This window comes from Litorimonas cladophorae (genome assembly GCF_014652455.1).
Lineage (GTDB): Bacteria > Pseudomonadota > Alphaproteobacteria > Caulobacterales > Maricaulaceae > Litorimonas > Litorimonas cladophorae.
This window is the reverse complement of sequence record NZ_BMYV01000003.1, coordinates 86,623-107,920: the sequence shown is the minus strand read 5'-3', so window position 1 is coordinate 107,920 and position 21,298 is coordinate 86,623. Positions and strand designations below refer to the sequence as shown.

The 21,298-nt window shown below is 52.5% G+C and carries 19 protein-coding genes; 4 read left to right on the top strand and 15 right to left on the bottom strand.

What is annotated here, in order from left to right; translation table 11 throughout:
- Positions 1 to 46: 46 nt before the first annotated feature.
- From IE073_RS12395 to IE073_RS12385, 3 genes are all read left to right on the top strand, one after another.
- Positions 47 to 1,294, top strand: a complete 1,248-nt coding sequence (locus tag IE073_RS12395) for a NupC/NupG family nucleoside CNT transporter (protein WP_189586600.1) — start codon at positions 47 to 49, stop codon at positions 1,292 to 1,294.
- 152 nt (positions 1,295 to 1,446) lie between these two features.
- The gene (locus tag IE073_RS12390) at positions 1,447 to 2,856 is read left to right on the top strand and encodes an AMP nucleosidase (protein ID WP_189587110.1); all 1,410 of its coding nucleotides are present in this window, start codon (positions 1,447 to 1,449) and stop codon (positions 2,854 to 2,856) included.
- A 113-nt stretch (positions 2,857 to 2,969) separates the two neighbouring features.
- Positions 2,970 to 4,352, top strand: a complete 1,383-nt coding sequence (locus IE073_RS12385; protein ID WP_189586596.1) for an L-serine ammonia-lyase — start codon at positions 2,970 to 2,972, stop codon at positions 4,350 to 4,352.
- Between the two features lie 17 nt (positions 4,353 to 4,369).
- On the opposite strand, the gene IE073_RS12380 is transcribed toward IE073_RS12385, so the two are convergent.
- The 11 genes from IE073_RS12380 to IE073_RS12330 form a co-directional block, all read right to left on the bottom strand.
- Positions 4,370 to 5,251 carry an RDD family protein gene (locus IE073_RS12380; protein WP_189586593.1) on the bottom strand — a complete coding sequence of 294 codons (882 nt, stop codon included), beginning with the start codon at positions 5,249 to 5,251 and terminating at the stop codon, positions 4,370 to 4,372.
- A complete protein-coding gene (locus IE073_RS12375) occupies positions 5,248 to 6,261 on the bottom strand; it encodes a stage II sporulation protein M (RefSeq protein WP_189586589.1) in 1,014 nt (337 codons plus the stop codon). The genes IE073_RS12380 and IE073_RS12375 overlap by 4 nt, the downstream gene beginning before the upstream one ends.
- A 24-nt stretch (positions 6,262 to 6,285) precedes the next feature.
- On the bottom strand, positions 6,286 to 7,632 hold the full coding sequence (locus IE073_RS12370) for a DUF58 domain-containing protein (RefSeq protein WP_189586586.1): 1,347 nt from the start codon (positions 7,630 to 7,632) through the stop codon (positions 6,286 to 6,288).
- Between the two features lie 24 nt (positions 7,633 to 7,656).
- A complete protein-coding gene (locus tag IE073_RS12365; protein WP_189586583.1) occupies positions 7,657 to 8,652 on the bottom strand; it encodes an AAA family ATPase in 996 nt (331 codons plus the stop codon).
- Positions 8,649 to 10,205 carry a hypothetical protein gene (locus IE073_RS12360; RefSeq protein WP_189586580.1) on the bottom strand — a complete coding sequence of 519 codons (1,557 nt, stop codon included), beginning with the start codon at positions 10,203 to 10,205 and terminating at the stop codon, positions 8,649 to 8,651. The genes IE073_RS12365 and IE073_RS12360 overlap by 4 nt, the downstream gene beginning before the upstream one ends.
- Positions 10,202 to 10,972, bottom strand: coding sequence for a hypothetical protein (locus IE073_RS12355; RefSeq protein ID WP_189586577.1), 771 nt, complete (start codon positions 10,970 to 10,972; stop codon positions 10,202 to 10,204). The genes IE073_RS12360 and IE073_RS12355 overlap by 4 nt, the downstream gene beginning before the upstream one ends.
- A 7-nt stretch (positions 10,973 to 10,979) precedes the next feature.
- Positions 10,980 to 11,948: a zinc transporter ZntB gene (locus IE073_RS12350; protein ID WP_189586574.1), complete on the bottom strand. Its 969-nt coding sequence runs from the start codon at positions 11,946 to 11,948 to the stop codon at positions 10,980 to 10,982.
- A 71-nt stretch (positions 11,949 to 12,019) separates the two neighbouring features.
- A complete protein-coding gene (locus IE073_RS12345) occupies positions 12,020 to 13,741 on the bottom strand; it encodes an aminodeoxychorismate synthase component I (protein ID WP_189586571.1) in 1,722 nt (573 codons plus the stop codon).
- A gap of 1 nt (position 13,742) precedes the next feature.
- Positions 13,743 to 14,678 carry a 5-oxoprolinase subunit C family protein gene (locus tag IE073_RS12340; protein ID WP_189586568.1) on the bottom strand — a complete coding sequence of 312 codons (936 nt, stop codon included), beginning with the start codon at positions 14,676 to 14,678 and terminating at the stop codon, positions 13,743 to 13,745.
- A complete protein-coding gene (gene pxpB / locus IE073_RS12335; protein ID WP_189586565.1) occupies positions 14,675 to 15,334 on the bottom strand; it encodes a 5-oxoprolinase subunit PxpB in 660 nt (219 codons plus the stop codon). The genes IE073_RS12340 and pxpB overlap by 4 nt, the downstream gene beginning before the upstream one ends.
- Positions 15,334 to 16,104, bottom strand: a complete 771-nt coding sequence (locus IE073_RS12330) for a 5-oxoprolinase subunit PxpA (RefSeq protein ID WP_189586562.1) — start codon at positions 16,102 to 16,104, stop codon at positions 15,334 to 15,336. The genes pxpB and IE073_RS12330 overlap by 1 nt, the downstream gene beginning before the upstream one ends.
- Positions 16,105 to 16,134: 30 nt before the next feature.
- On the opposite strand from IE073_RS12330, the gene IE073_RS12325 reads away from it, so the two are divergent.
- On the top strand, positions 16,135 to 16,896 hold the full coding sequence (locus IE073_RS12325; RefSeq protein WP_189586559.1) for a sulfite exporter TauE/SafE family protein: 762 nt from the start codon (positions 16,135 to 16,137) through the stop codon (positions 16,894 to 16,896).
- Here the strand turns inward: IE073_RS12325 and IE073_RS12320 are convergent.
- From IE073_RS12320 to IE073_RS12305, 4 genes are all read right to left on the bottom strand, one after another.
- Positions 16,893 to 18,065 carry a BaiN/RdsA family NAD(P)/FAD-dependent oxidoreductase gene (locus tag IE073_RS12320; RefSeq protein ID WP_233350068.1) on the bottom strand — a complete coding sequence of 391 codons (1,173 nt, stop codon included), beginning with the start codon at positions 18,063 to 18,065 and terminating at the stop codon, positions 16,893 to 16,895. The two genes, IE073_RS12325 and IE073_RS12320, sit on opposite strands and share 4 nt — an antisense overlap.
- Positions 18,065 to 18,640, bottom strand: a complete 576-nt coding sequence (locus IE073_RS12315; RefSeq protein WP_189586556.1) for an NUDIX domain-containing protein — start codon at positions 18,638 to 18,640, stop codon at positions 18,065 to 18,067. The genes IE073_RS12320 and IE073_RS12315 overlap by 1 nt, the downstream gene beginning before the upstream one ends.
- A gap of 132 nt (positions 18,641 to 18,772) precedes the next feature.
- Entirely contained in the window at positions 18,773 to 19,114 is a 342-nt protein-coding gene (locus tag IE073_RS12310; RefSeq protein ID WP_189586553.1) for a hypothetical protein, read from the bottom strand.
- Positions 19,115 to 19,407: 293 nt separating this feature from the next.
- Positions 19,408 to 21,153, bottom strand: a complete 1,746-nt coding sequence (locus tag IE073_RS12305; RefSeq protein ID WP_189586551.1) for a bifunctional helix-turn-helix transcriptional regulator/alpha/beta hydrolase — start codon at positions 21,151 to 21,153, stop codon at positions 19,408 to 19,410.
- Between the last annotated feature and the right edge of the window lie 145 nt (positions 21,154 to 21,298).

Below are 21,298 nucleotides of genomic sequence, written 5' to 3'. Positions count from 1 at the left end.
CCTGAGATTAAGCGGCCGTTTTCAGTCCGCCCCGAGAGGACACCCTATGACCGGCATTATCGGTATATTTGTTTTACTGGGCGTTGCGTGGCTCTTCTCTGACGCGAAAAAATCCGTGCGTTATGATCTGGCAGCGCGGACGCTCGCTCTCCAAATCGCGATCGCAATCTTCGCATTATTGACTCCAGTGGGTGACGTTGTTCTGGGCGCGATGTCAGCGGGCGTCGAGGCCATGACGGGATATGTCAAACAGGGCACCGTTTTCATGTTCGGTGAGCTGGGCGATGAGAAGGGCGGCACAAATGTGATCTTCTTCTTCCAAATCTTGCCCATCATTATTTTCATAGCAGCGCTTTTCGCGATTCTCTTTCATCTGCGCATCATGGGATGGATTATTCGCGGGATTGGCGGCGTCGTTCGCCGCATCACAGGCGCGAGCCGTTTGGAAAGTACTTGTGCGGCCGCCAATATTTTTGTCGGCATGGCTGAGGCACCGCTAACCGTCCTGCCTTACCTGCCCAAGATCACACGGTCGCAGTTATTTGTGATGATGAGCCTTGGCCTTTCTTCTGTCGCAGGTACCGTCTTAGTTGCCTATTCGGCCATCGGCATTGATCCCAAACTCCTGATCACGGCGGCGCTTATGGCCGCTCCGGGTGGTTTGTTGATGGGGCGTATTTTGGTGCCTGAAACTGAAACGCCTTTTGATATTGATAGTTTGGACGCCAAGGACGTGGATAAAAACCGCGCGGGTTCTCTCATTGAAGCCCTGACCAATGGCGCGATGACAGGCTTGCAAATCATGCTCGCTGTCATGGCTTTGTTGGTCGCTGTCTTATCCGTGATTGCGCTGATCAATGGCATCATGGGCGGCATTGGCGGCTGGTTCGGCTACCCTGATCTATCCTTGGAAGGCGTCTTCTCCGTGTTGTTCCGACCTGTCGCGTGGATGATCGGCGTGCCATGGGACGAAAGCGCCGCCGCGGGACGATTCTTGGGCGAAAAAGTCGTGCTCAACGAGTTTTTGGCTTATTTTAATTTCACTGGCGTGAAGGATGATTTCTCTGTGCAGGGGCAAATCGCGATCACATTGGCGCTCTGTGGATTTGCCAATTTCGGTGGTTTGGCCATCTTGATTGCGGGCCTGAGCGCGGTTGTTCCAGAGCGGAAAACGGAAATTTCAAAGCTCGGCTTGCGCACCGTTCTGGCTGGTAACCTGTCCAATTTCATGAGCGCAGCCATTGCGTCGGTCGTGATCGCAGTGGCCAGCCTCGCCGGAATGACCCCGATTTAAAGACACGCTTTGTCGCGGACCTGTCGATTGTTCTGGTCAATTCCAGAAATATCATTTAGGGCCTGAAAAATTTAATTCGATTTTGGAGTTTTGATTTGAAATTGCTCGGCCACATCCCCACCTTTTTTAACGACCTTGCCCCTTGTAACGATATGGACGAGGCAATTCGGGAACTCGGTCGGATTTATCACAGTGCCGTTGATGATCTAAATACAGATTTCGAAACCTATGCCACGACAGGCAAAGGTCCCGTCGGACCGAAACCTACCTATCCTTATCTTCTGTTGCGGATTGGGCAACGTCATGCCGGCGAAACCAAGTTTTCTGGGTTTGTCTCCATTCGCGGGCCGGGTTGGTACGGCACAACCATAACATCGCCCGACATTTTCGAAGGCTATCTACTGGATCAGTTGAGCCGGATCGAAGTCGTGAACGAAGTCGAGTATTATGTCGGTCCGTCTGACACGCCCATTCCGCTTGTCTTCGCCATTGATCCATCGGCTTTCGAATTATCGGCCGAGCGTTCCGCTGCGATTGGTCAGCATTTTCCTTTGCCTGATCTTACCCATATCAATGATGATTTGGCCGATGGGGTGGTCGAACGCGCGTCAGATGAGCCTTATCCTCTGGCGCTATTTCCTGCGTTGCGGACGGATTATTCTCTACAGCGCCTGCGCCATTATACCGGGACCGCGCCGGGATGTTTCCAGCAATTTGTGATCTTTACGAACTACCAACGCTATGTTGATGAATTTGTAGAACATGCGCGCGAAGTTGTCGGCGAGGGGTCCGAGTTTACTGGGTTCTGCGCGCCAGGTCAGGGCGTTATCACGAATGGCGCTGACTATGCCGAAGATCCAAATTATAAATTGCCGCAAATGCCAGCCTATCACCTGATGGCCGAGGACGGCATGGGTATCACCTTGATCAACATTGGCGTTGGTCCGTCCAACGCAAAAACCATCACGGATCACGTCGCTGTTCTTCGGAGCCATTGTTGGTTGATGCTGGGTCATTGTGGTGGATTGCGGTCGTCGCAAATTTTGGGCGATTTCGTTCTGGCACATGCTTATCTTCGAGATGACCAAGTGCTTGACGATGTTCTGCCATCTGACATTCCGCTGCCGACGATTGCTGAAGTTCAAATTGCGCTAACGGATGCGATTGGCGACGTGATGGAATTGTCAGGCCAAGAAATGAAGCGCCACGTGCGCACAGGGACTGTCGTTACGACGGACGACCGAAATTGGGAAATGCGCTATGCAGCGCTCCGACCACGTTTGAACCAATCTCGTGCGATTGCGATTGATATGGAAAGCGCGACGATTGCCGCCAATGGTTATCGTTTCCGTGTGCCCTATGGAACGCTGCTTTGTGTCTCGGACCGCCCTTTGCACGGCGAGATTAAATTGCCTGGGACAGCGGCTGTTTTTTATCGTTCGCGCGTTGCACAGCATCTCAACATCGGCTTGGAAGCCATGCGGATTATGAAAAATGGAGCCGAGACGGGAACACTCCACTCGCGGAAACTTCGCAGCTTGGATGATCCTGTCTTCAGATAGGCGCTGCGTAGATTAATTTTCTGACGAGGCATCCTCGGCTTCCGAAAATAGAGAGATGATCTATCCAGATTTGAGCTATGGGTGAATTTCGATAGTTGGGATTGGATTTCACTATGCTTTCTGTACTCGATATTTTCCGCATCGGCATCGGGCCATCTTCATCCCATACTGTTGGACCGATGCGAATTGCGCAGCGATTCTGGAACCGTTTAGAGACGCAAGGTCACCGCAATAAAACCCACCGTATTCGCATGATTTTTCGCGGGTCACTCGCCTTTACCGGTGTCGGTCATGGCACGCCCCGCGCGGGGGCGTTGGGCCTCTTAGGTTTCAAACCCGAAACCATCGATCTTGACGCCGCCGAGGCCGCGTTGCGCGGGCTACATGCGAATAAACGCTTCACACGGGACGGTCTAACCATACAGTTCGACCCAGACACTGACATTGTCTTGGATTATGAACAGACCGCTGAATTACATCCCAATGAAATGGAAATGCAGGCCTTCGATGCGGCGGGGCAGCAGCTCTACGCGCGCACTTATTATTCGACGGGTGGCGGATTTACCGCCAGTCACAGACAATTGTCCAAACCTGCCAAGAATGACCGCGTCACGACAGGCGGCCCAACAGTTCCCTTTCGGTTTGGCTCTGCGGCTGACCTGCTTGCGATTTGCGACGCGAATAATCTGTCCATTGCTGAAGTTGTATTTGCCAATGAAGACGCGCGACGTCCGCGTGAGAAAACCTGTGACCGCCTGGACCGCGTCACAAATGTGATGTTGGCGGGCATAGAACGCGGATTAAAAACGCGGGGCACTCTGCCCGGAGGATTGAAAGTTTCGCGCCGCGCCTCTGACATTTGGGCGAAGTTAATCGCCGCCCCAGGCGCGAATGAAAAAGAAACGCTGTTCGATTGGCTAAATGTTTACGCGATGGCGGTGAACGAAGAAAATGCGGCGGGCGGACAGGTTGTGACAGCCCCGACAAATGGCGCAGCCGGAATCATTCCCGCCATCATTCGGCATTATTGCTGCGATGAAAACGGTACACCTGAATATCAAAAAATTCGAACTTTCCTCGCGACGGCGGGCGGTGTTGGGCTGCTCTATAAACAGCGGGCGTCGATTTCTGGGGCGGAAATGGGATGCCAAGGCGAAGTCGGTGTGGCCTGTTCAATGGCCGCTGCGGGTTTGGCCGCTGTCTGGGGGGCAACGCCTCGACAGGCCGCATGTGCGGCGGAAATTGGAATGGAGCATAATCTAGGACTGACCTGTGACCCTGTCGGCGGATTAGTTCAAATTCCCTGTATCGAACGCAACGCAATTGGCGCAGTGAAAGCGGCCAATGCGGCGCGCCTGGCCATGCATGGGACAGGTCATGGTAAGGTGAGCCTGGATCAGGTGATCGAAACCATGCGCCAAACGGGGCTCGATATGAGCTCAAAATATAAAGAGACAAGCCAAGGCGGTTTGGCCGTTAATGTGATTGAGTGCTAGACTGGCCTGACCGCAAATTAACGACGGTCGAATTTGTCTTTCCGACGCACACCCATTAGCATTTTAGATTCCAAACGTCCGCGCAAAGCCGCGTAATAGGCGCGCAGGAAGGTGGCGTCGCTCTCGCCTTCTTCCCACGTCCATCCGATTTTTGTCCGAATGCGGGTCGCAACATCGGTCATCACCTCTCTATCTCTGGCGCGCAGGACATCTTCCAGAACATGAAGTTCTTTGATCCCATACATGTCGATTTGGGCGGGTGTGAAGGCGAACTTCGCAAAGGCAGCTTCAACTTCCGGGGCGTCAGTGGTGATCAAGTCAGCGGCAAGAATTGGGCGGGGTGATTTAACCACCCAAGTGCCCGCGACCAGATCGCCAACACGTAACCGATCCCGATTAAAGAGGGGGAACATCAAAAATATTCCGGCCCAGATTGACACCAATAAGCTGATCCAACCATCGACTCCGCCTTGCCCAATGCCAAACAGGAAACCGATTGGCAGGAAGAACCCAATCTCTCGCAAGGCATTCCGTGCGAAAACACTCGCGGCGGAAAGGCGGGCTTTCCCGCGCGCCGCAACACGAATTTTCATCAGCATTTTTCCAGGGGTCGCCGCGCGCCGACCCATTTCAAATAGGGTGAAATAGAAACTGCGTAGAAGAAATGCGATCAAGACGAATATCGTAAAGGCTAGTTCCCCATTATAAATACTCATCGAGCTCAGGCCGAACCCAGCCGCGATTAACACAACAATCATGATAATGAGATCAATCGCAAAAGCCCCAATGCGCGAGCCAACATCTGCCAATTCGATCTGTAAATCAACGCCCTCTGGCGTCACCAAATGACGCCGACCTAGCTTAATCTGATCGACTGAGAGTGATCCTGCGGCGCTCATGCTTTTGCGCTTTCAAGCGATTTACGCGGTAGGAAGAAATAGAGCAGCCAGAACGTCAGCATTGACCCGCCAATGCCGTAACGCACCCAATCATTATCAATCAATTGTCGGCCAAATCCTTCAAGTAGGCCCGCGACGAACATCATCACAACGACCCCACCCAAGATGATGGCCGCCTGTTCGGCTTTGGATCGCATAGATTCGACCCGTGTCATATCCCCCGGAAATGCGACCGCACGTCCGATGAGCATGCCCCCAGCACCCGCCAGAGCAATTGCGAACAATTCCGTCGTGCCATGAATGGACAACCAACCGCCAATTTCGAAGCCCAGTCCCTTGCTTGCAAACACAGCGATAAAGGCGCCGATGGACAAGCCGTTATAGAGTAAAAGCGCCACTGTCGGGAGAGCGAAAGCAAATCCGAGAGCAAAGGCAAATATCGACACCCGACTATTGTTTGAAAAGAGGAACGCGGCGAAAGCACCAAGTCCCCCGTCCTCAGATTCATAGCCATAGATCGTACTACGTAGATATTCTTCCGAAGCGGCGGGCGTTCGACCGCTTGCCATCTCGGCGCTCATGAAGGAGTAAAACCAATCCGGATTATTTGAGACCAAAACGAAGCCAATTAAAATGCCTAAGGCGAAGATAAAGCTGGAGGCGGCGACATCTTTCCATGCCGTCTGAACTGCCAATGGCCAGTCACGGGCGAAGAAATTATAGATACGATCTCGCAAGCGCTGCTGGCTGCCGTAAATGACGTAATAAGCGCGCGTACAGAGGGATTCGAGATAAGTGACGACACTTTGATCCAACGAGGTCGCCCGCGCCACGGAGAGCGATGAAAGCGTCGACCGATAGAGGCGGGGCAATTTAATTAACTCCTCATCCGTCAGTCCGCGCACAGAGCGAGCCTCAATGCGTTGCAGCATCGTTTCCATCTCTTTCCAAACCTCTTGACGCTCCTCGCGAAAGCGTTTGGATTTCAGCGTGAGGGTCCGACGTTTCATGACGTCTCTCCCGTGATGTGGTCCTTAAATCGCATTGCGGGCCTTAAGCATCATATAGGTATTGAGGACTTTCATGTTGAGCGTGTCGGCATTGGCGTCAATCACATTGACACCCATGCGTTGCAGGCGCTTCAGCACGATCTCACGTTCGCGCATTAGGCCATCGCCGATCAGACTTGCAGCGGCTTCTTCGGGGGTGTCTGCGGCTCGCGTTATCAAGCTATCAAGCGCAGTATTTCGGAAAGCGACAAAGATCACGATATGTCGTTTGAGCAGGCGGGCCATATTTTCGACCATAAGTTCGGCTTGGGTACTGTCGACGAAATCTGTAAAAACAACGATCAAGGTGCGTCGTTGAAGGTTCTGGGCCAACTGGCTGAGACCGAGGGTGAAGTTCGTCTCTGCTGTGGAATATTCCACACGGGCCGACACGCGACGGATTTGGGCAAAGCTGCGCGTGTTACCGATTGCTGGCGCATACAGATATGGTTTTTGATCAAAAGCATAGAGCCCGACTTTGTCGCCAATCTTTAGCGAGACAAACGCCATGAGCAAGGCCGCATTCAACGCGCGGTCTAGCTTTGTCATGGCTTCGCCAGTTTCGACATCTTCCACAGCTTCTGCCATCAAATGTCCTGTATCAAAGGCAAAGACGATATTATGATTTCGTTCAGTGCGGAATTCTCGCGACAATAAGGTCCCGTGGCGGGCGGAATGTTTCCAATCAATTGACCGCTTATCCATGCCAGCCACCCATTCAGTCAGGCCATCAAACTCTGTTCCTTCGCCGCGCAGGCGCTGGAGTTTTTGCCCGATATTGGCATCTTTGGTGAAAATTTCTGCGGCAGTGTCGCGGACCATTTGCGTATCTGACGTTACGGGGATTTCGCGGTTCAGCGGATCGATGCGCTGTCGCCAGACTAACCCCAACGGGCCTTGCCAGCGTGTCCAGAGCCGTTCCAGCTCAGCTGTGCCACGCAATTCTGTGCGGATGCTAAAGAGGGCTAACATGCCGCCTTCGCCTTGTCCTGCACGCGCGATTGATGGCGACACCGTCAGGCGGTCGTTGACACTAAGGCGTTGTTCTGGCGAACGCGGTGGCACGCCAGGGCCAAATGGCGTCGTGACCCTTACGTCATAATTATGGCCAACATATCCTGACCCGGGGGACTCCAGATCAGGCGCCATGCGTTTGATTGATGTCGAGAGCAGAATATCCAACACCATCAGGCCGAGCAAACCCGCAACCCACGCCGCCCCAATCAACCAGAGCGCGGGCAAAAAGAGCGCGAGCAGCAGCGTCACGGGCAAGCCAAGCGCTGCCGCAAAAACGGCGGCTCGAGTTGGATATGTCTGAGTGCGAAATGTCACAAGAGAAACGTCTTGGCCGCAGCCTTAACGCGGTGCCTGCGTTTGTTCGATGACGGTTGTGATCACTTCATCCGCTGTGCGGCCTTCGATTTCAGCCGCAGGTGAGAGAACGGCCCGGTGACGAAGTGCGGGCAGGGCAATCGATTTGACATCATCAGGGATTACATAATTACGGCCCTGCAACGCGGCATAGGCGCGGGATGAGCTTGCGATCATGGCGGCGGCACGCGGGCTGGCCCCTGTTTCAAACAATGGATTGTCGCGTGTGCCGCGGACCAAATCGACGACGTAATTTGTCACTTCATCATTAAGATGAATAGCCCCAATCGAGGCGCGGGCTTTTTTAAGCGCCGCTTTTGTCAAAACAGTTTTGAGCCCTAATTCGTTCAAGCTCGGTGTGCCTGCACGTTGGCCATGCTGTTGCACAATACGGATTTCTTCGTCGCGTGTCGGGTAGGACAAAATATGTTTGAAGAGAAAGCGGTCTAGTTGGGCTTCGGGCAAGGGATAAGTGCCTTGTTGTTCAATCGGGTTTTGTGTGGCGACAACCATGAAATTTTCACCAAGCGGGAAGCCTTGGCCGTCAATGGTGACTTGGCGCTCCTGCATAGCCTCAAGCAGTGCGGCTTGCGTCTTTGGCGGCGTTCGGTTGATTTCATCGGCCAAGAGCATGTCGCAAAAAATTGGACCTTTTACCAAAGTGAACTCATTTGTCTGAAAGGAGAAAAGGTTTGTTCCCAATAGATCGCCTGGCAGCAGGTCAGGGGTGAATTGGATGCGTCCAAAATCTAATTTGGTCACATGCGCAAAAACCTGCGCCATAAATGTTTTAGCCGTACCAGGAACACCCTCGAGCAAGATATGCCCGCGGGACAGCAATGCCGTCAGAAGTAAGTCAACGGTATCGGTTTGACCAATGATGACCTTCCCCACCTCAGAACGTACGGCCGCAGCTAAGTTTTGGATATCGGCGAGGGCGCTCTCATTCGGGCGCGTGTCTGTCGTAGGTGTTTCGGTCATAGGGAGCGGTCCTCTTGTCCAAGATCTATATTCTTTTGATCTGATATCGTCATATTGGTGGCCGTCATGGCGTCTCGCCACGCCGTCAGGGCTCTCGCATATTGCGGATAACTTTGCGTGTCGGCCGTCTTTATGGCGTGTTTCAGATCAGCAAAACGGGGCTGTAGTTCCAGACGCTTTTCGCGTGCGTCTACTAACGTATTTGTATGTTCCATTGAGCGTGCGCCAAATCCCAGCGCCTCAGCGACTTGCCTTCGGATTAAGTCCGCATAGGCGTCGCCAGTCTTATGTGCGCGTCCGGCTGTTTCCATAAATCCAGCAGCCGTTTCGGCCAAGCTCACCGGACCTTGCGCATAATCGGGGCGGACACGTGCGGGGTCGCCGAAACGGTTGAAACCTTGCCAGGCGACCAATCCACCTGCCGCCAACAAACAAAGCGTGGCCGCCAAGAAGGGTGGGGTGACCATTAATTTGATGATATTTTGATTGGCTTCAATCCCGTGTAGGCTGACGTCAAAGTCTATCACTTGCCACTCCATCCCGGCTTCACCGATGACTTCATTGATGATGGCGCTGGCGAGATGTGCGCCTGATTGGGTTTCAAATGCCATCGTGTTGATCAGATCAGGTTCTGACAGAATATAGGTTTGTGTGTTCTCAAGTCGGATCAAGACGGTTTTGCCATCTATCTGCATCAGGCTATCATGTTCAGGCAGTGTAAACGGGTCGACAGTTTCCGTCTCTGAGGCGTCATCGGCGTCAGACGCTTCTTTTGCTTTTTTGGGCGTATAGTCTTTGCCTTCAGCCTCCGCATTTTTCCGTCGACGGTCCTCGGCCTCAGCTTCGCGAAGCGCACGTAACTCACTTTGATAATCCGTCCACGCTGTATTCAGATCGAAATATTGAAGGTCCTTAAAGTCAGGAGATAATTTAGGCGGCAAACTACGTTCAGTTGGTACGTCGAAAAAAACTTGGGCGTTGACTGTGGGCTCACTGTGTCGGCGGATAACAGGCATATTTTCCATCATGGATTGATAGTCGCCTGCCGAATGAAGACCCTCTTCGCTTGTTTTTCGCGCCCAGTCATTTCGGCCCGACTCGCCCTTTTGAGGGATCATTTGACCGACAGACCATTTCGGCAGGACAATCAAACGGACTTCCTCTTCTGTATCCTCTAATGTTCGTTTTAGACGCGCATAGGGACTTGAGGGTGTGTAAACGACCAGTCGGCTTTCGCGATCAAAGTAGCCCCGCTCACCCCGTGTTTCCGCGACGTCAAAATTTAATTCCTTCAAATATTCTGTAAGGGCCTGATAGCCGACTGCGGAAATGGAGCGTGGCGTTGCCTGCCCAGGTGGGGCTTTGCGCAAATCTTTTGCAAAACCGCTCAGGACGATTAACGCGCCAAACGCGAAAAGCCCGATGAGTAGTAAGCTGATCAGCGTGATCGGGCGGAATAGGACGCCAGCGGCTCCAGGACGTCGTTCCGCAGACTGTCGACCGGACAGGCTTTTGGACAAAACGGCGTCTCTATGTCGGCTTGCCGCACTCATGCCCGTCGCCTCCGCGTCTGAGCCGGAGCAACCCCTGCCAGGTCAGCATAGGCGGCGCGCGCCGTTTCAAATCCCGCCTTGTTGACGGACACGCCTCCAAAATGGGCGAGTTCTGAAACGCCTGCGATTGTTGAGAAAGCGGTGCGTGCGTCGGAGGTCAGCACGCTCAGACTGCCAATTTCGCGCGCCGTCAAACTGCGACGGACGACATTGGGCCGATTACGGTCAATATCCTGAATCGAGCGGAAAAGCAGAGTGTGAACGGCTTCGCCATATCGGCCTTCTGCGGCGAGACGGTCAATCTCGTCCAAGAGGATACGAGCTTGCGCTTGAGCTGGCTGATATAGAGGGACGTCTGGTTCGGCCGCCTCTGTTGCGGGCGTTTTGGCAAAACGTGTTTCATAAATCGCGCGCCCAATGAGATAGATCGCACCCAATATGAGGCCGCCGACACCCAGATAAAATGCTATTTCGAGAAGCGGTCCCAAAACTTTGAAAATTGCACCAATGACTTTGCCCAACCATCGCATGAATCGATTGGGCGGACGCTGAGGGATCGGTTCCGCTAATTCAAATTGATAGGCTTCATTGCGTTTGACCGTTCGAAAGGCTGATTCAATATCCGCATCGGCTTGGCCCGGCATTGTTGCGTTGACGCTCTCAACGTCAACAGAGTCAGCCGTTTGCGCAGCCGCATTCCCGAAACCCAACCCCAAAAGACAGGCAAGGTAGATGGATAAACAGATAAGGCGCAGAAAGCGGATCACGCGGAGGCTACACCCATTTCAAAATGCGGAATAAAATGAACTGGATTACGCCCACTCCAATGACGATTCCGGTGACATACCAGAACCCCATACCGCTTTCGACCCAAGGCATTCCGCCGACATTAATGCCCATCATGCCTGAGATAAGACCCAGCGGCAGAAAGACGGCGGAAACGACGGCCAAAATCATCATGTTATTATTCATTTGTTCGGCGCGAATATCGGTCAATTGGTCTTTCACAATTGCGCAACGTTCGCGAACGGCGTCCAATTCTTCTGTGACGCGCGTGGCCTGATCTGCGGCTTCGCGCAAACGCAATTGGTCGTCATGCGAAATCCAAGACAGTGTCTGCTGGGAGAGTGAATTTAACGCATCGCGTTGTGGAGCAAGATATCGGCGCAACATGATAGCTTGGCGGCGCAAACCTGAGACACTAGATCGGGCCGCCTCTGTTTCGCCCGTTTCGATTTTCTCTTCCAATCCGTCGACTTGCTCGTTCAGCTCCGTGATTGTGGGCGCCATCCGTTCGATCATGGCTTGGGCGAATGTTGACATAAAACCGCCTGGCGTTTTGGGGGCAACTTGTCGATCCAACCGCGCCGCAATGTCTCCTGTGGCCCGCAAAGGGCGTTTCTCTACGCTCACAATACGCGTGGGCTGAACGAAAAAACGAATGCCGATCATGTCTTCAGGTTCTGAGCCGGGGTTCAAATTCACGCCACGTAAATTAATTAAAACGTCGTCATTCCGCATAATTGTGCGGGGGCGAGAGTCTTCCGCCAGTAAGGTTTGCTCTGCAACTTTATCTAAAAAAGCATCAGCTTCGAAGACCGACTGAATGGACGGGTCATGTCGGGTCAGATGATACCAATCATAACCCTCTCCCTCAGGGCGCGGAAGCCCAAGTTCTGCATCCGGAATTCGCGTCGATTTGCCGTTCGGCGCGACGTGATAAGCGTGTATAATAAGTGCCACGTGGTGTGTCAGCCTTTAGGTTCTGTTGCCACTACCTTAGCGGGCAGGAAAAGGCCGTCAATGGTCCGAGCTTAATGTCGCAGCATATTTATAAATTGTGCGGGCATTAAGCCGCGCAAGCTGTTCCCGACATAAATTGCATCAGCAGCACTTAAGTCGGTCAGGGTGAGAACCTTCGATTCTGCTTTTCCTGTTTCCAGATAATGTTGTCTCAAAATTCCTGGTAGCAGCCCGCTGGACAAGTCAGGCGTGTAAAGCTGTCCGTCTTTCTCCACAAATATTGTGGTAAAAGACCCTTCGCAGACTTCCTCATTCGCGTTGAGGAAAATCACTTCATCGACCAAAATTCCTGCGCCAATGCGCTCGCGTTCCCCATCATAAAAGTCGCGACGGGTCGTTTTTTTAACCGTCATTTGTGAAGCTTCAGTCAAGGGGTATCGGGAGATGGCTAATTTTAACGGCGTGCTGAGATCGAGATAGGGTGAAAACGTGGTTTTAAATCCGTCACCGTGTTGTTCGAAACGAACGCGCAGGTCCTCTTGAGGTCGGCTTGTCTGAATTTTTTTAAACTCGGCCTGAACCGTTTTGAGGGGAGTCCCGTTCGCCTCGGCCATGCGAGAAATGTGGAGGTTTGCGTTTGGGATTTCGCCTGTCGGGGTTCGTCGGAACGTCTCAAACACATTCTCAGGCGGGGTCTGGAAGATTTGCGATTTCAACAAACACTCGCGATATTCGTCAGACCCCTCACTATCTAAAACTACGCCAGAGCCTACGTCATAACGTAAGATTCCTGCTCGCATTTGGACGGTTCGGATGGCTACGGAAAAGCTGGCATCTCCATTGGGCGCAATATATCCGACACTTCCGCAATAGGCTTCCCGGGGGCCAAGTTCTAGATCTTGGATAATTTCCATTGCGCGAATTTTTGGAGCTCCAGTTACGGACCCACAGGGAAAGAGACCGCGCAATATTTCGGCCCATTTAACATGCGGCCGCAGTCGACCTGTGACCTGCGAGGTCATCTGATGAAGGGTGGGGTAGGTTTCTAGTGTGAAAAGTTCTGGCACCTTCACGCTTCCTGCTTCGCACAATCGCGACAGATCATTGCGCAGCAAATCAACAATCATCAAGTTTTCGGCTTGGCTTTTGGGCTCGGCGCGCATCTCAGCCAAAATTGCGGCGTCGATTTTTGCATCGTTATGTCGAGGGCGCGTACCTTTCATCGGACGCATCCGCATATTTTGGCCGCGGCGTTCGAAAAATAACTCCGGGGAGAAGCTAACGATATCCGCGCCGCCTAAACTGACGACGGCGCCATATCGGCCCGGTTGGCGACGACGAAAAGCGGCGTAAACTTGCTGAGCTGTTGCGCGGCTTTCCGCGTATAGGGGAAAGGTCAAATTAACTTGGTAACAATCGCCTGCCTGCAGGTAACGTTGTACCTGATCGAAGCGGGCGAGGTAGTCTGCCTCGCTCCAGCTGGGCACGAACTCCAGGTCAGGGATACTGCGCGTATATAGCCAGTCTACGGGCGGATGATCCACAGGCGCATCGAAAACGCCCAATTGGATGAGGGGAGCTTCAATCTGTGGCGCTTCGAAATGGGATTCCAACGCATGGCCCAATTCATAAGCCATCGACCCCGCCAGCCATTTACCCCTGGCTTGTTCCGCTTCAATGGCGTCGAAAGCAGCGGGTAAATCGGCGCGGGTTCTCGCCGTGATAATACGTTCAGCTTCGCGGAAAAGAAGTTGCTTCCCTGTGCCTTGATCGTCCAGCAGGACGTAGGTCATATTAGAACGAAAACCCGGGTATCAAACCCGCGTAATAGCTATTCTTCGCGCGTAGAATTTTCGGGGCGTCTTCTTCGAAACACCGACGGAAGCTCACCGCTGCGCCGGGGGCAATTTGTCCCAATAGCCAGAGGTCGGCCTGAATGATCTGAAGCGCCCGCGCATAACCGCCTGTGCAATGACCATCTGCCAGCGCGAGAATAGGCTGACCATCAGGCGGAACCTGAAGACTGCCGGGTAACAGCGGGCTGCTGGTCATTTTAACGGGTGTGTCCAAGGTGATCTGATCGCCTTTCAACCGTGTCCCCATGCGGTCGGTCGCGGTCGTCGCAAAAAAGGGTGTGGTGAAAAGATAACGTTTGCCAGCATCAGAAAGGGCGTCCCATTCTGGCGCGGCGCTGGCGCGTAGAACCACGTGGTTTGACAGTGTCGGAACATGACCGCCAGGGAGTGAATTTGGTGGGCCTTGAACCTCGCCAATTCTTAGAACGTCACCCGTTTTCAACGGACCGCCGTCCAATCCCCCGAGTGCAGCGGGCATATAGGTGGAGACGGACCCCATGAAAGGTTCAACTTCAATCCCACCCGCAATTGCCAGATAGGACCGACAACCCGCTCGGGTAAAACTCATGGTGAGAATGTCGCCTGCATCAACAGGGACAGCTTTGTTCAGGGGTAAATTCAAGCCTTGGTTTTGTGACCACATTTGTGCACCTGAAATCGCAATTACCGCATCGTGCTCAAATCGGATATGCAGGCCACCTAACGCGCATTCTAACGCGGGCGTGTCCCAGCGGTTGCCAACCAAATGATTGGCGATCGCAAAGGACAACTTATCAGCCGCACCGCCACCTGGAATGCCTTGGTGACGATGACCGGGGCGGCCCGCATCCATGATCATGGTTTGGGTGCCAGCGTGTAAGACTTTCAAACTCATTGCGGAATAAACCTCACGCGGTCGCCGGCCGTCAGAAGGAAATGTGGCTCACGTTTAGCCTGAAATATTGACAGAGGTGTCTGCCCAATAATTTGCCAGCCCCCCGGCGATTCCAGCCCGTAAATACCCGTCTGCCAGTTTGCAATTCCGACACTGCCCGCAGGCACTTTGGCGCGGGGTGTGCTGAGGCGTGGGTGGTGCAACGCCGTCGGCGCAGGCGAGAGAAATGTAAAGCCGGGGATAAAGCCCATCATGCAAACCCGGTATTCTGACTGACTATGCAGGGCGATGACTTCATCCACTGACAACTTCGCCGAGGCACAAATTGTCTCCATATCTGGACCAAATGCGCCGCCATAATTCACAGGAATTTCGACAAGCTTTCCAATTTCGGCACTGCGTAAAGTTTGCCGAGACAGAATGTCTTCAACATGGTTTTTTGTGGCCGCCATCGAACGTTTCCCCAAATCAAAAACGCAGACAAGCGAGTCGTAACCTGGAACAACCTCAATGTACTTCCGGCTCTCTCGCAATTTTGCGGCCAAAGCATGAATGGTATCATTGACGGTTTCGGAAAACCCATCCGTTTTCCATTCAATCAAAAGCGCGTGATCGCCATAGGGGCGAATTGTGGGTGGCATGATTTTAGGAGACATTACGCGAAGGCCTTTATGGTGAGGCCTTCGGCCTCAATCGCGGCGCGGGCTTGGCGCGCGGTTTCAACCGCCCCAGCGCTATCGCCATGTACGCAGAGCGACCCCGTTTGCAAGATGAGGGTTTTGCCAGAATGTGTTTTGACCTCGCCAGTCGTCGCCAGGGATCGGGCTTGTGCGAGGCGCTCTTTCTGGTCTTTGATGACCGCCCCTTCGATTTTGCGCGAAAGCAAATGTCCATCATCCGTATAGCGACGGTCAATGAAACCTTCGGCGACGAAACGAAGCCCGTGTTGTTCTGCTGCGCGCGCCATTTCGGAATTCGGCCCGCCCAAGAACATTAAGTCCATATCCAGCTCCGCAATCACGTCTGAAATGAGTATCGCTTTTTCAAAATCAAAGACTGAGTCATTATAAAGCGCGCCGTGGGGTTTGACATAGGCCAACCTCGCGCCTTTCTCATCGCAAATACGGGCGAGATCCAAGATTTGTGCGCGAAGGGTCGCTTTCAGGGCAGCTGTCTCAATATCTTGCCCCAAAACAAGGCTCGTTCGGCCAAAGTTTTTGCGATCGGGATAGGCAGGATGGGCCCCAATTGTGACGCCTGCCGCTTTTGCATTTCGCACAGTTCGGCGCATAGTAGCCTCGTCGCCCGCATGTCCCCCACAGGCAATATTCGCGCTAGAGATCGCGGATATAATAGCGGCTTCAGACGCTTCCCATTCGGGCGTGTCGGCTTCGCCAATATCTGCATTGATGTCGATGGTCTTCATTCGTCCTACCTATCGACTTTCAGAGGCTGTATGAACCCCGAAATGCTCTCTGATCCATTTTTCATTACGGTTGCAATTTTTGCGGTGCTCATCACGGGGCTGGCGAAAGGCGGCTTCGGCGGCCTCGGGCTTTTTGCTGTCCCAATTTTGTCCTTGGCCATCTCCCCCATTCAGGCGGCGGCCATCATGTTGCCGATCTTGATCGTGATGGATTGGATCGGTGTTTGGGCCTATCGCAAACATTGGGATAAGCGATTATTACTATTGATGCTGCCCGGAGCTGTTCTTGGCATCATCATCGGAGGGTTGGTTGCTGATCGTGTAAGCGAAGTTTTTGTCCGGCTGTGTGTCGGTTTAATCGCCGTTAGTTTTCCGATTTATGCTGTCTTGGGACCTCGGCTGCGAACCGGCGCGGACTGGCTCAAGGGTAACCGCCCCGCAGCTTGGGTGTCGGGCACAATTACGGGCTTTACCAGTTTTGTTGCCCATGCGGGTGGCCCGCCCTTTCAGGCCTACGCCCTGCCGCAAGGTCTGGATAAACGTATCTATGCCGGAACGGCCGTGATGTTTTTCACGGTCGTAAACGCGGTCAAACTTGTACCCTATGGCATGTTGGGACAATTTGATCGGACGAATTTGACCATCTCAGCCGCGCTGATTCCGCTGGCCCCCATTGGGGTTCTGTTTGGTGCATGGCTAATCAAACGCATCGACCAAGCCGTATTTTATCGGGTGATGTATAGCCTGATATTTGTCACAGGGATAAAGCTGTTGTGGGATGGCTTGCTTTAAAGGGCTTGCCCGCAGGCGACGCCGCTGGCCCAAGCCCATTGAAAGTTATGTCCGCCCAGATGTCCCGTCACATCGACGACCTCGCCGATAAAATAAAGGCCAGGCACTTTCCAGGCCTCAAGCGTTTTTGAGGAGAGCTCATCCGTATCAACCCCGCCGCGTGTGACCTCGGCCTTGCGATAGCCTTCCGTGCCCGCGGGGCGAATATGCCAAGCGCTGACTTGTAGGGCGAGGTTCATCAGTTCGCGGTCAGGCATATCGGCCAAACGTGCATAGTTAAAGGTCAGCGCCAGATGAGACGCGAGGCGCGCAGGCAGATATTGCGCCAGCCATTTTTCGGGCGAGAGTTTGGGCGTCTCTGCTTTGGCTTTCCGTAATTCCGCCAAGGCGTCACGGCCTGGTGCCATATTGACGGTGATGGCTTCGCCCGCATTCCAATAAGAACTGATCTGCAAGATCGCGGGTCCAGACAAGCCGCGATGGGTGAATAATAGCGCCTCGTCAAAACTGGCCCGCTCATTGGTGATGACCGTGTCGACGCTGACGCCAGACAATGCGGCGATAGGCGTTTTCATCTGATCGGTGAAGGTCAGTGGGACGAGGGCGGGTTCGGTCTTGATGAGGTTCAAACCGAATTGTTCCGCTAATTTATATCCAAATCCAGTTGCACCCATTTTCGGAATAGATGGCCCGCCACAGGCCACAACAACAGCCGAGGTCGCAAGTGTTTGCGTGGGCGTGGTGACCACAAAACCGTCGCCTAACTTTTCAACACCGAGAACCTCCGTGCCTAGTCGTAATTCATTTCCCGCCTTCGTGCATTCGGTCAACAACATGTCGATGATCTCTTGCGAACGCCCATCGCAGAAAAGCTGGCCCTTGGTTTTCTCGTGCCATTTAATGCCGTATTTTTCGACGAGGTCGAGAAAGTCATATTGCGTGTAACGCTTTAACGCTGATTTCGCGAAATGCGGGTTTTCGGAGATGAAATTATCGGGTCCGCAATGCAGGTTCGTAAAGTTACAACGGCCGCCACCGCTGATACGAATTTTCTCGCCAGCCCGTTCAGCGTGATCGAGTATAATAACAGATTTGCCGCGCCGACCCGCCGCAGCGCCGCACATCATGCCCGCCGCACCCGCGCCTATGATGATGACGTCGGCGTCCATTATGTTAGCTGTCCTTCGGCCCGCAGACGCGCAAGTTTAAGGATGGCCGCGACGCTGATCGATTGACGGATTTCGCCCGCGTCCACGGCCGCGATTGCGTCATCCAAACTGATCTTTAACAACGAAATATCTTCGCTGCTTTCTGTCTCGCTCTCGCCGGCTGTTAGGTCGGTTGCGAGGTAGACGACGCAGCGTTCATTGGTGATCGAATTTGAAAGTTCCATTGTCAGAATTTTCTCAAGCCGCCCTGCCGTAAAACCTGTTTCTTCTTTCAACTCTCGGTGCGCCGCGTGGCTGGGGTCTTCATCCAACGCCCCACCGCCCGCGGGAATTTCCCAGCTATAGGCCTCAAAGGTCACGCGGCTTTGACCAACTAACCAGATGTAACCGTCGGCATAAGGTACGACCCCAACGGCCAAATTTTTGAACCGTACGACGCCATAATGCGTGTCTTGACCACTCGGGTCGACCGCAGGAATAGATTCGACCCGCATCCATGGATTTTCGAATTTGGTCTCAGCTGCGCCAAGTTTCCAACGAAAGGCTGGACGTGGTAATTTGGAAGGTAGAGTCATGTGCCGCCGTTAGCAGGACGAGTTCGGTGATTAAACCAAAATGCCCAGATAGACTGGACGTTTAGGTAAAACACTCTCGCTGTGGCGATCGAGTTTTATGCCGCCAGTCCGCCGCAGCGAGAGTTTCACACTTTAGTGTGACAGAGCCACCTCTTCTTTTGGCACGAGATCAAACCGCGCCATCCCATCATGGATAAACCATTGGTCTTCTGAGGGGCTGGAAATCATCGGACCATCTTGCGTGCAAGACAGCATAAAGAGGGCTGTTTTAGGAATTTCAGAGCCATACTTCCCAATTAGCTTATAGGTAACGAGAATATTTCTCACCTCATCACAACCTAAATCGGAACAGAGGCTTTGGCAGATTTGCAAGAAATGGCCATCAAGAAATATTCCATCCGTCTCGCCCGTTGCGACGCTAAAATCACCGATGGAATAATGTGGGCTGAGCCCAGCCTGAGAGTGTATAGACATTGCGCCCCCGCAAGTAATGACACTTGCGCCCCGCAAGTCTTAAAAACTCTTTACGTGAAATTGCCTGAAATACAAGTGTTTAGAAAAAACATGAATTTCTGAAATTTTATCCTCTTGCGCAAAGGCCCTTATAAATTGCCAGAAATCAGCCACAGATCTCAAATGGCACTTGATGTTGCGAAATCAGGTACGAGCTATTTAAGCGCCGGCTGTCTAAGCTTTGCTTAGCTCATACATCACTAGATTAATCAAATTAAGACGTCGCCTTTTCCAAACTGGCCTCAATGATACACTCATTGTGAAATCCAATCTATAATGGCGTCGGCTACTTGTTCAGGACGTTGTAAAAAAACAAGCTGTCCTGCATTCTTTACCGGTATGATGTGATAATCTTTATGTTGACCGGCCATCGCTTTTGCGTGTTTTGGCCGGAAAACAGGGTCTTCCAACCCCTGCATAACTGTGAGTGACAGGCCGCAGGACGCGAAATCATTTTCCCAGTCATAATTAATCAGTGGGAGCTCTCTTTCAAATGTTCGAGGCCCATGAACTGTTAACATTTTGCTGGATGCAACCATCAGCGACAATGTGGACAGGTTTCTAAGGGTTTGCCGGTCTGTGTCACAATTCCCGTATATTTTTCTGACCATGTAACTTGGCCCATGTTTCAGAACTTGTCGAAACCCAGCTTGTATAGCGAGGTTTGCGATGTGAGGGGCTTCCCTCTGTAACGTCAGCAAAACTCTGGAATTTATGGGGAGCTCCTTGAGCCTCTCTCGTTTAAAAATTGGAACGCAGCCGCCTATCACCATCAGTCGTGAGAAAATTTTCGGGTCTTGCGCGGCTTGATAAACTAACGGGATAAGACCCGATATCAATCCAATTGCTGGAACGGGTCCAATATTGAGATGATCTAAAAGCGTACGGTTTATGTGGGCTGCAGCCTCTAATGCCGTCATGTCCATGAATGGGTCTGTGTGTCCAAATCCTGCGCGGCAGGGAACATATAATTTTATGCCTGCTCGCTTCAATCGGTCTTGCGTGACAGGGTGTAAAACATACCCCGTAATTGATCCGTGAGATAGCAGGGCAGGCCGACCATTTTTATCACCCATAAAGGTGAAGGCGATCTGACGCCCTTTTCCGTCTTTGATTTTGACTTCGCGGCCCAAAGGGTCCTGCCAGTCGGCTAATTGCCCCCGCATCCGACGTCTTTCGCTGGATGACATCAGGCTCAAAAGTTTCTGTAATTGCGCTTGATTAGAGACGCCAGTCTTCGCGAAAATAGATTTAAGTTGTTTTCGGATTGTCGCTGTCGTGGTTCCTCTGGATTCTGCAATTATTTCTGTGTTTCCTGTCTCCAAAAAGGCGCGAGCAACAGCGACCTCGCTTTTTGTGAGAGCAAAAGAATTCCGCAACGCGGCCTCTGTATCATCTGACCAATTCTGTCGAAGCGCACGAATGATGATAGGCGCATCGCTCTGATGCTCATGAGAGATCGAATAAATTTCGGCTAAACTTTCCGTCGCCCGATCCTGAAAGTCCTTCGAAGTCAGGCCAAAAACTGTGAGGATTTGAGGTTTCGCGATCTCGCCACTTTTCAATGAAGCTCGCATTTGCCGGACTTGCGAAATACTGTCTTGTCGTAACCAATCGAAAGAGGTGCGTTCGCCAGACATGACGCCCCATTCGGATTGGGCGGCTAGATTTGCCTCAATGACAAAGTCTCCTGCAGCAAGGGCTACACAAGGCACGTCTGATCGCTGAATTTCAGAGAAAATCGGATCCACAACATTCGGTGGACCCAATACGGAAAAGAGCGACTTTGCGCGATGGATATGTGAACGGACCTTCGACAGCAATGTCTTGGCCTGTGGCGGGTCATGCAAAATTTCAATATAATTATCCCAGCCATCAATTATGTCTTGAAAGCCGTCATTTGAGGACAGGGCCGCGTAACTCACATCAATTAAATCACTGGCCGCAATCTGAGATGACATCTCTGCATTTTGAGATTGTGATTGTTTATCTGCGACCATGTTTCGTTCTTACCCCATATGGGGAATGACTCAATGGAAATCCCGATTTACGCCTCCAGCATTGAACTGAAACGGGGTGCGGGGGCGCAACCATTCAATAGGCCATCGGCGTTGCCGATGGCTATTTTCTTATCGGTAATCGCAA

Coding starts and splice junctions, on each gene's coding strand:
- IE073_RS12395 (WP_189586600.1), top strand. CDS start 47: ATGACCGGCATTATCGGTATATTTGTTTTACTGGGCGTTGCGTGGCTC.
- IE073_RS12390 (WP_189587110.1), top strand. CDS start 1,447: ATGGACGAGGCAATTCGGGAACTCGGTCGGATTTATCACAGTGCCGTT.
- IE073_RS12385 (WP_189586596.1), top strand. CDS start 2,970: ATGCTTTCTGTACTCGATATTTTCCGCATCGGCATCGGGCCATCTTCA.
- IE073_RS12380 (WP_189586593.1), bottom strand. CDS start 5,251: ATGAGCGCCGCAGGATCACTCTCAGTCGATCAGATTAAGCTAGGTCGG.
- IE073_RS12375 (WP_189586589.1), bottom strand. CDS start 6,261: ATGAAACGTCGGACCCTCACGCTGAAATCCAAACGCTTTCGCGAGGAG.
- IE073_RS12365 (WP_189586583.1), bottom strand. CDS start 8,652: ATGACCGAAACACCTACGACAGACACGCGCCCGAATGAGAGCGCCCTC.
- IE073_RS12360 (WP_189586580.1), bottom strand. CDS start 10,205: ATGAGTGCGGCAAGCCGACATAGAGACGCCGTTTTGTCCAAAAGCCTG.
- IE073_RS12345 (WP_189586571.1), bottom strand. CDS start 13,741: ATGACCTACGTCCTGCTGGACGATCAAGGCACAGGGAAGCAACTTCTT.
- IE073_RS12340 (WP_189586568.1), bottom strand. CDS start 14,678: ATGAGTTTGAAAGTCTTACACGCTGGCACCCAAACCATGATCATGGAT.
- pxpB (WP_189586565.1), bottom strand. CDS start 15,334: ATGTCTCCTAAAATCATGCCACCCACAATTCGCCCCTATGGCGATCAC.
- IE073_RS12330 (WP_189586562.1), bottom strand. CDS start 16,104: ATGAAGACCATCGACATCAATGCAGATATTGGCGAAGCCGACACGCCC.
- IE073_RS12325 (WP_189586559.1), top strand. CDS start 16,135: ATGAACCCCGAAATGCTCTCTGATCCATTTTTCATTACGGTTGCAATT.
- IE073_RS12320 (WP_233350068.1), bottom strand. CDS start 18,065: ATGGACGCCGACGTCATCATCATAGGCGCGGGTGCGGCGGGCATGATG.
- IE073_RS12315 (WP_189586556.1), bottom strand. CDS start 18,640: ATGACTCTACCTTCCAAATTACCACGTCCAGCCTTTCGTTGGAAACTT.
- IE073_RS12310 (WP_189586553.1), bottom strand. CDS start 19,114: ATGTCTATACACTCTCAGGCTGGGCTCAGCCCACATTATTCCATCGGT.
- IE073_RS12305 (WP_189586551.1), bottom strand. CDS start 21,153: ATGGTCGCAGATAAACAATCACAATCTCAAAATGCAGAGATGTCATCT.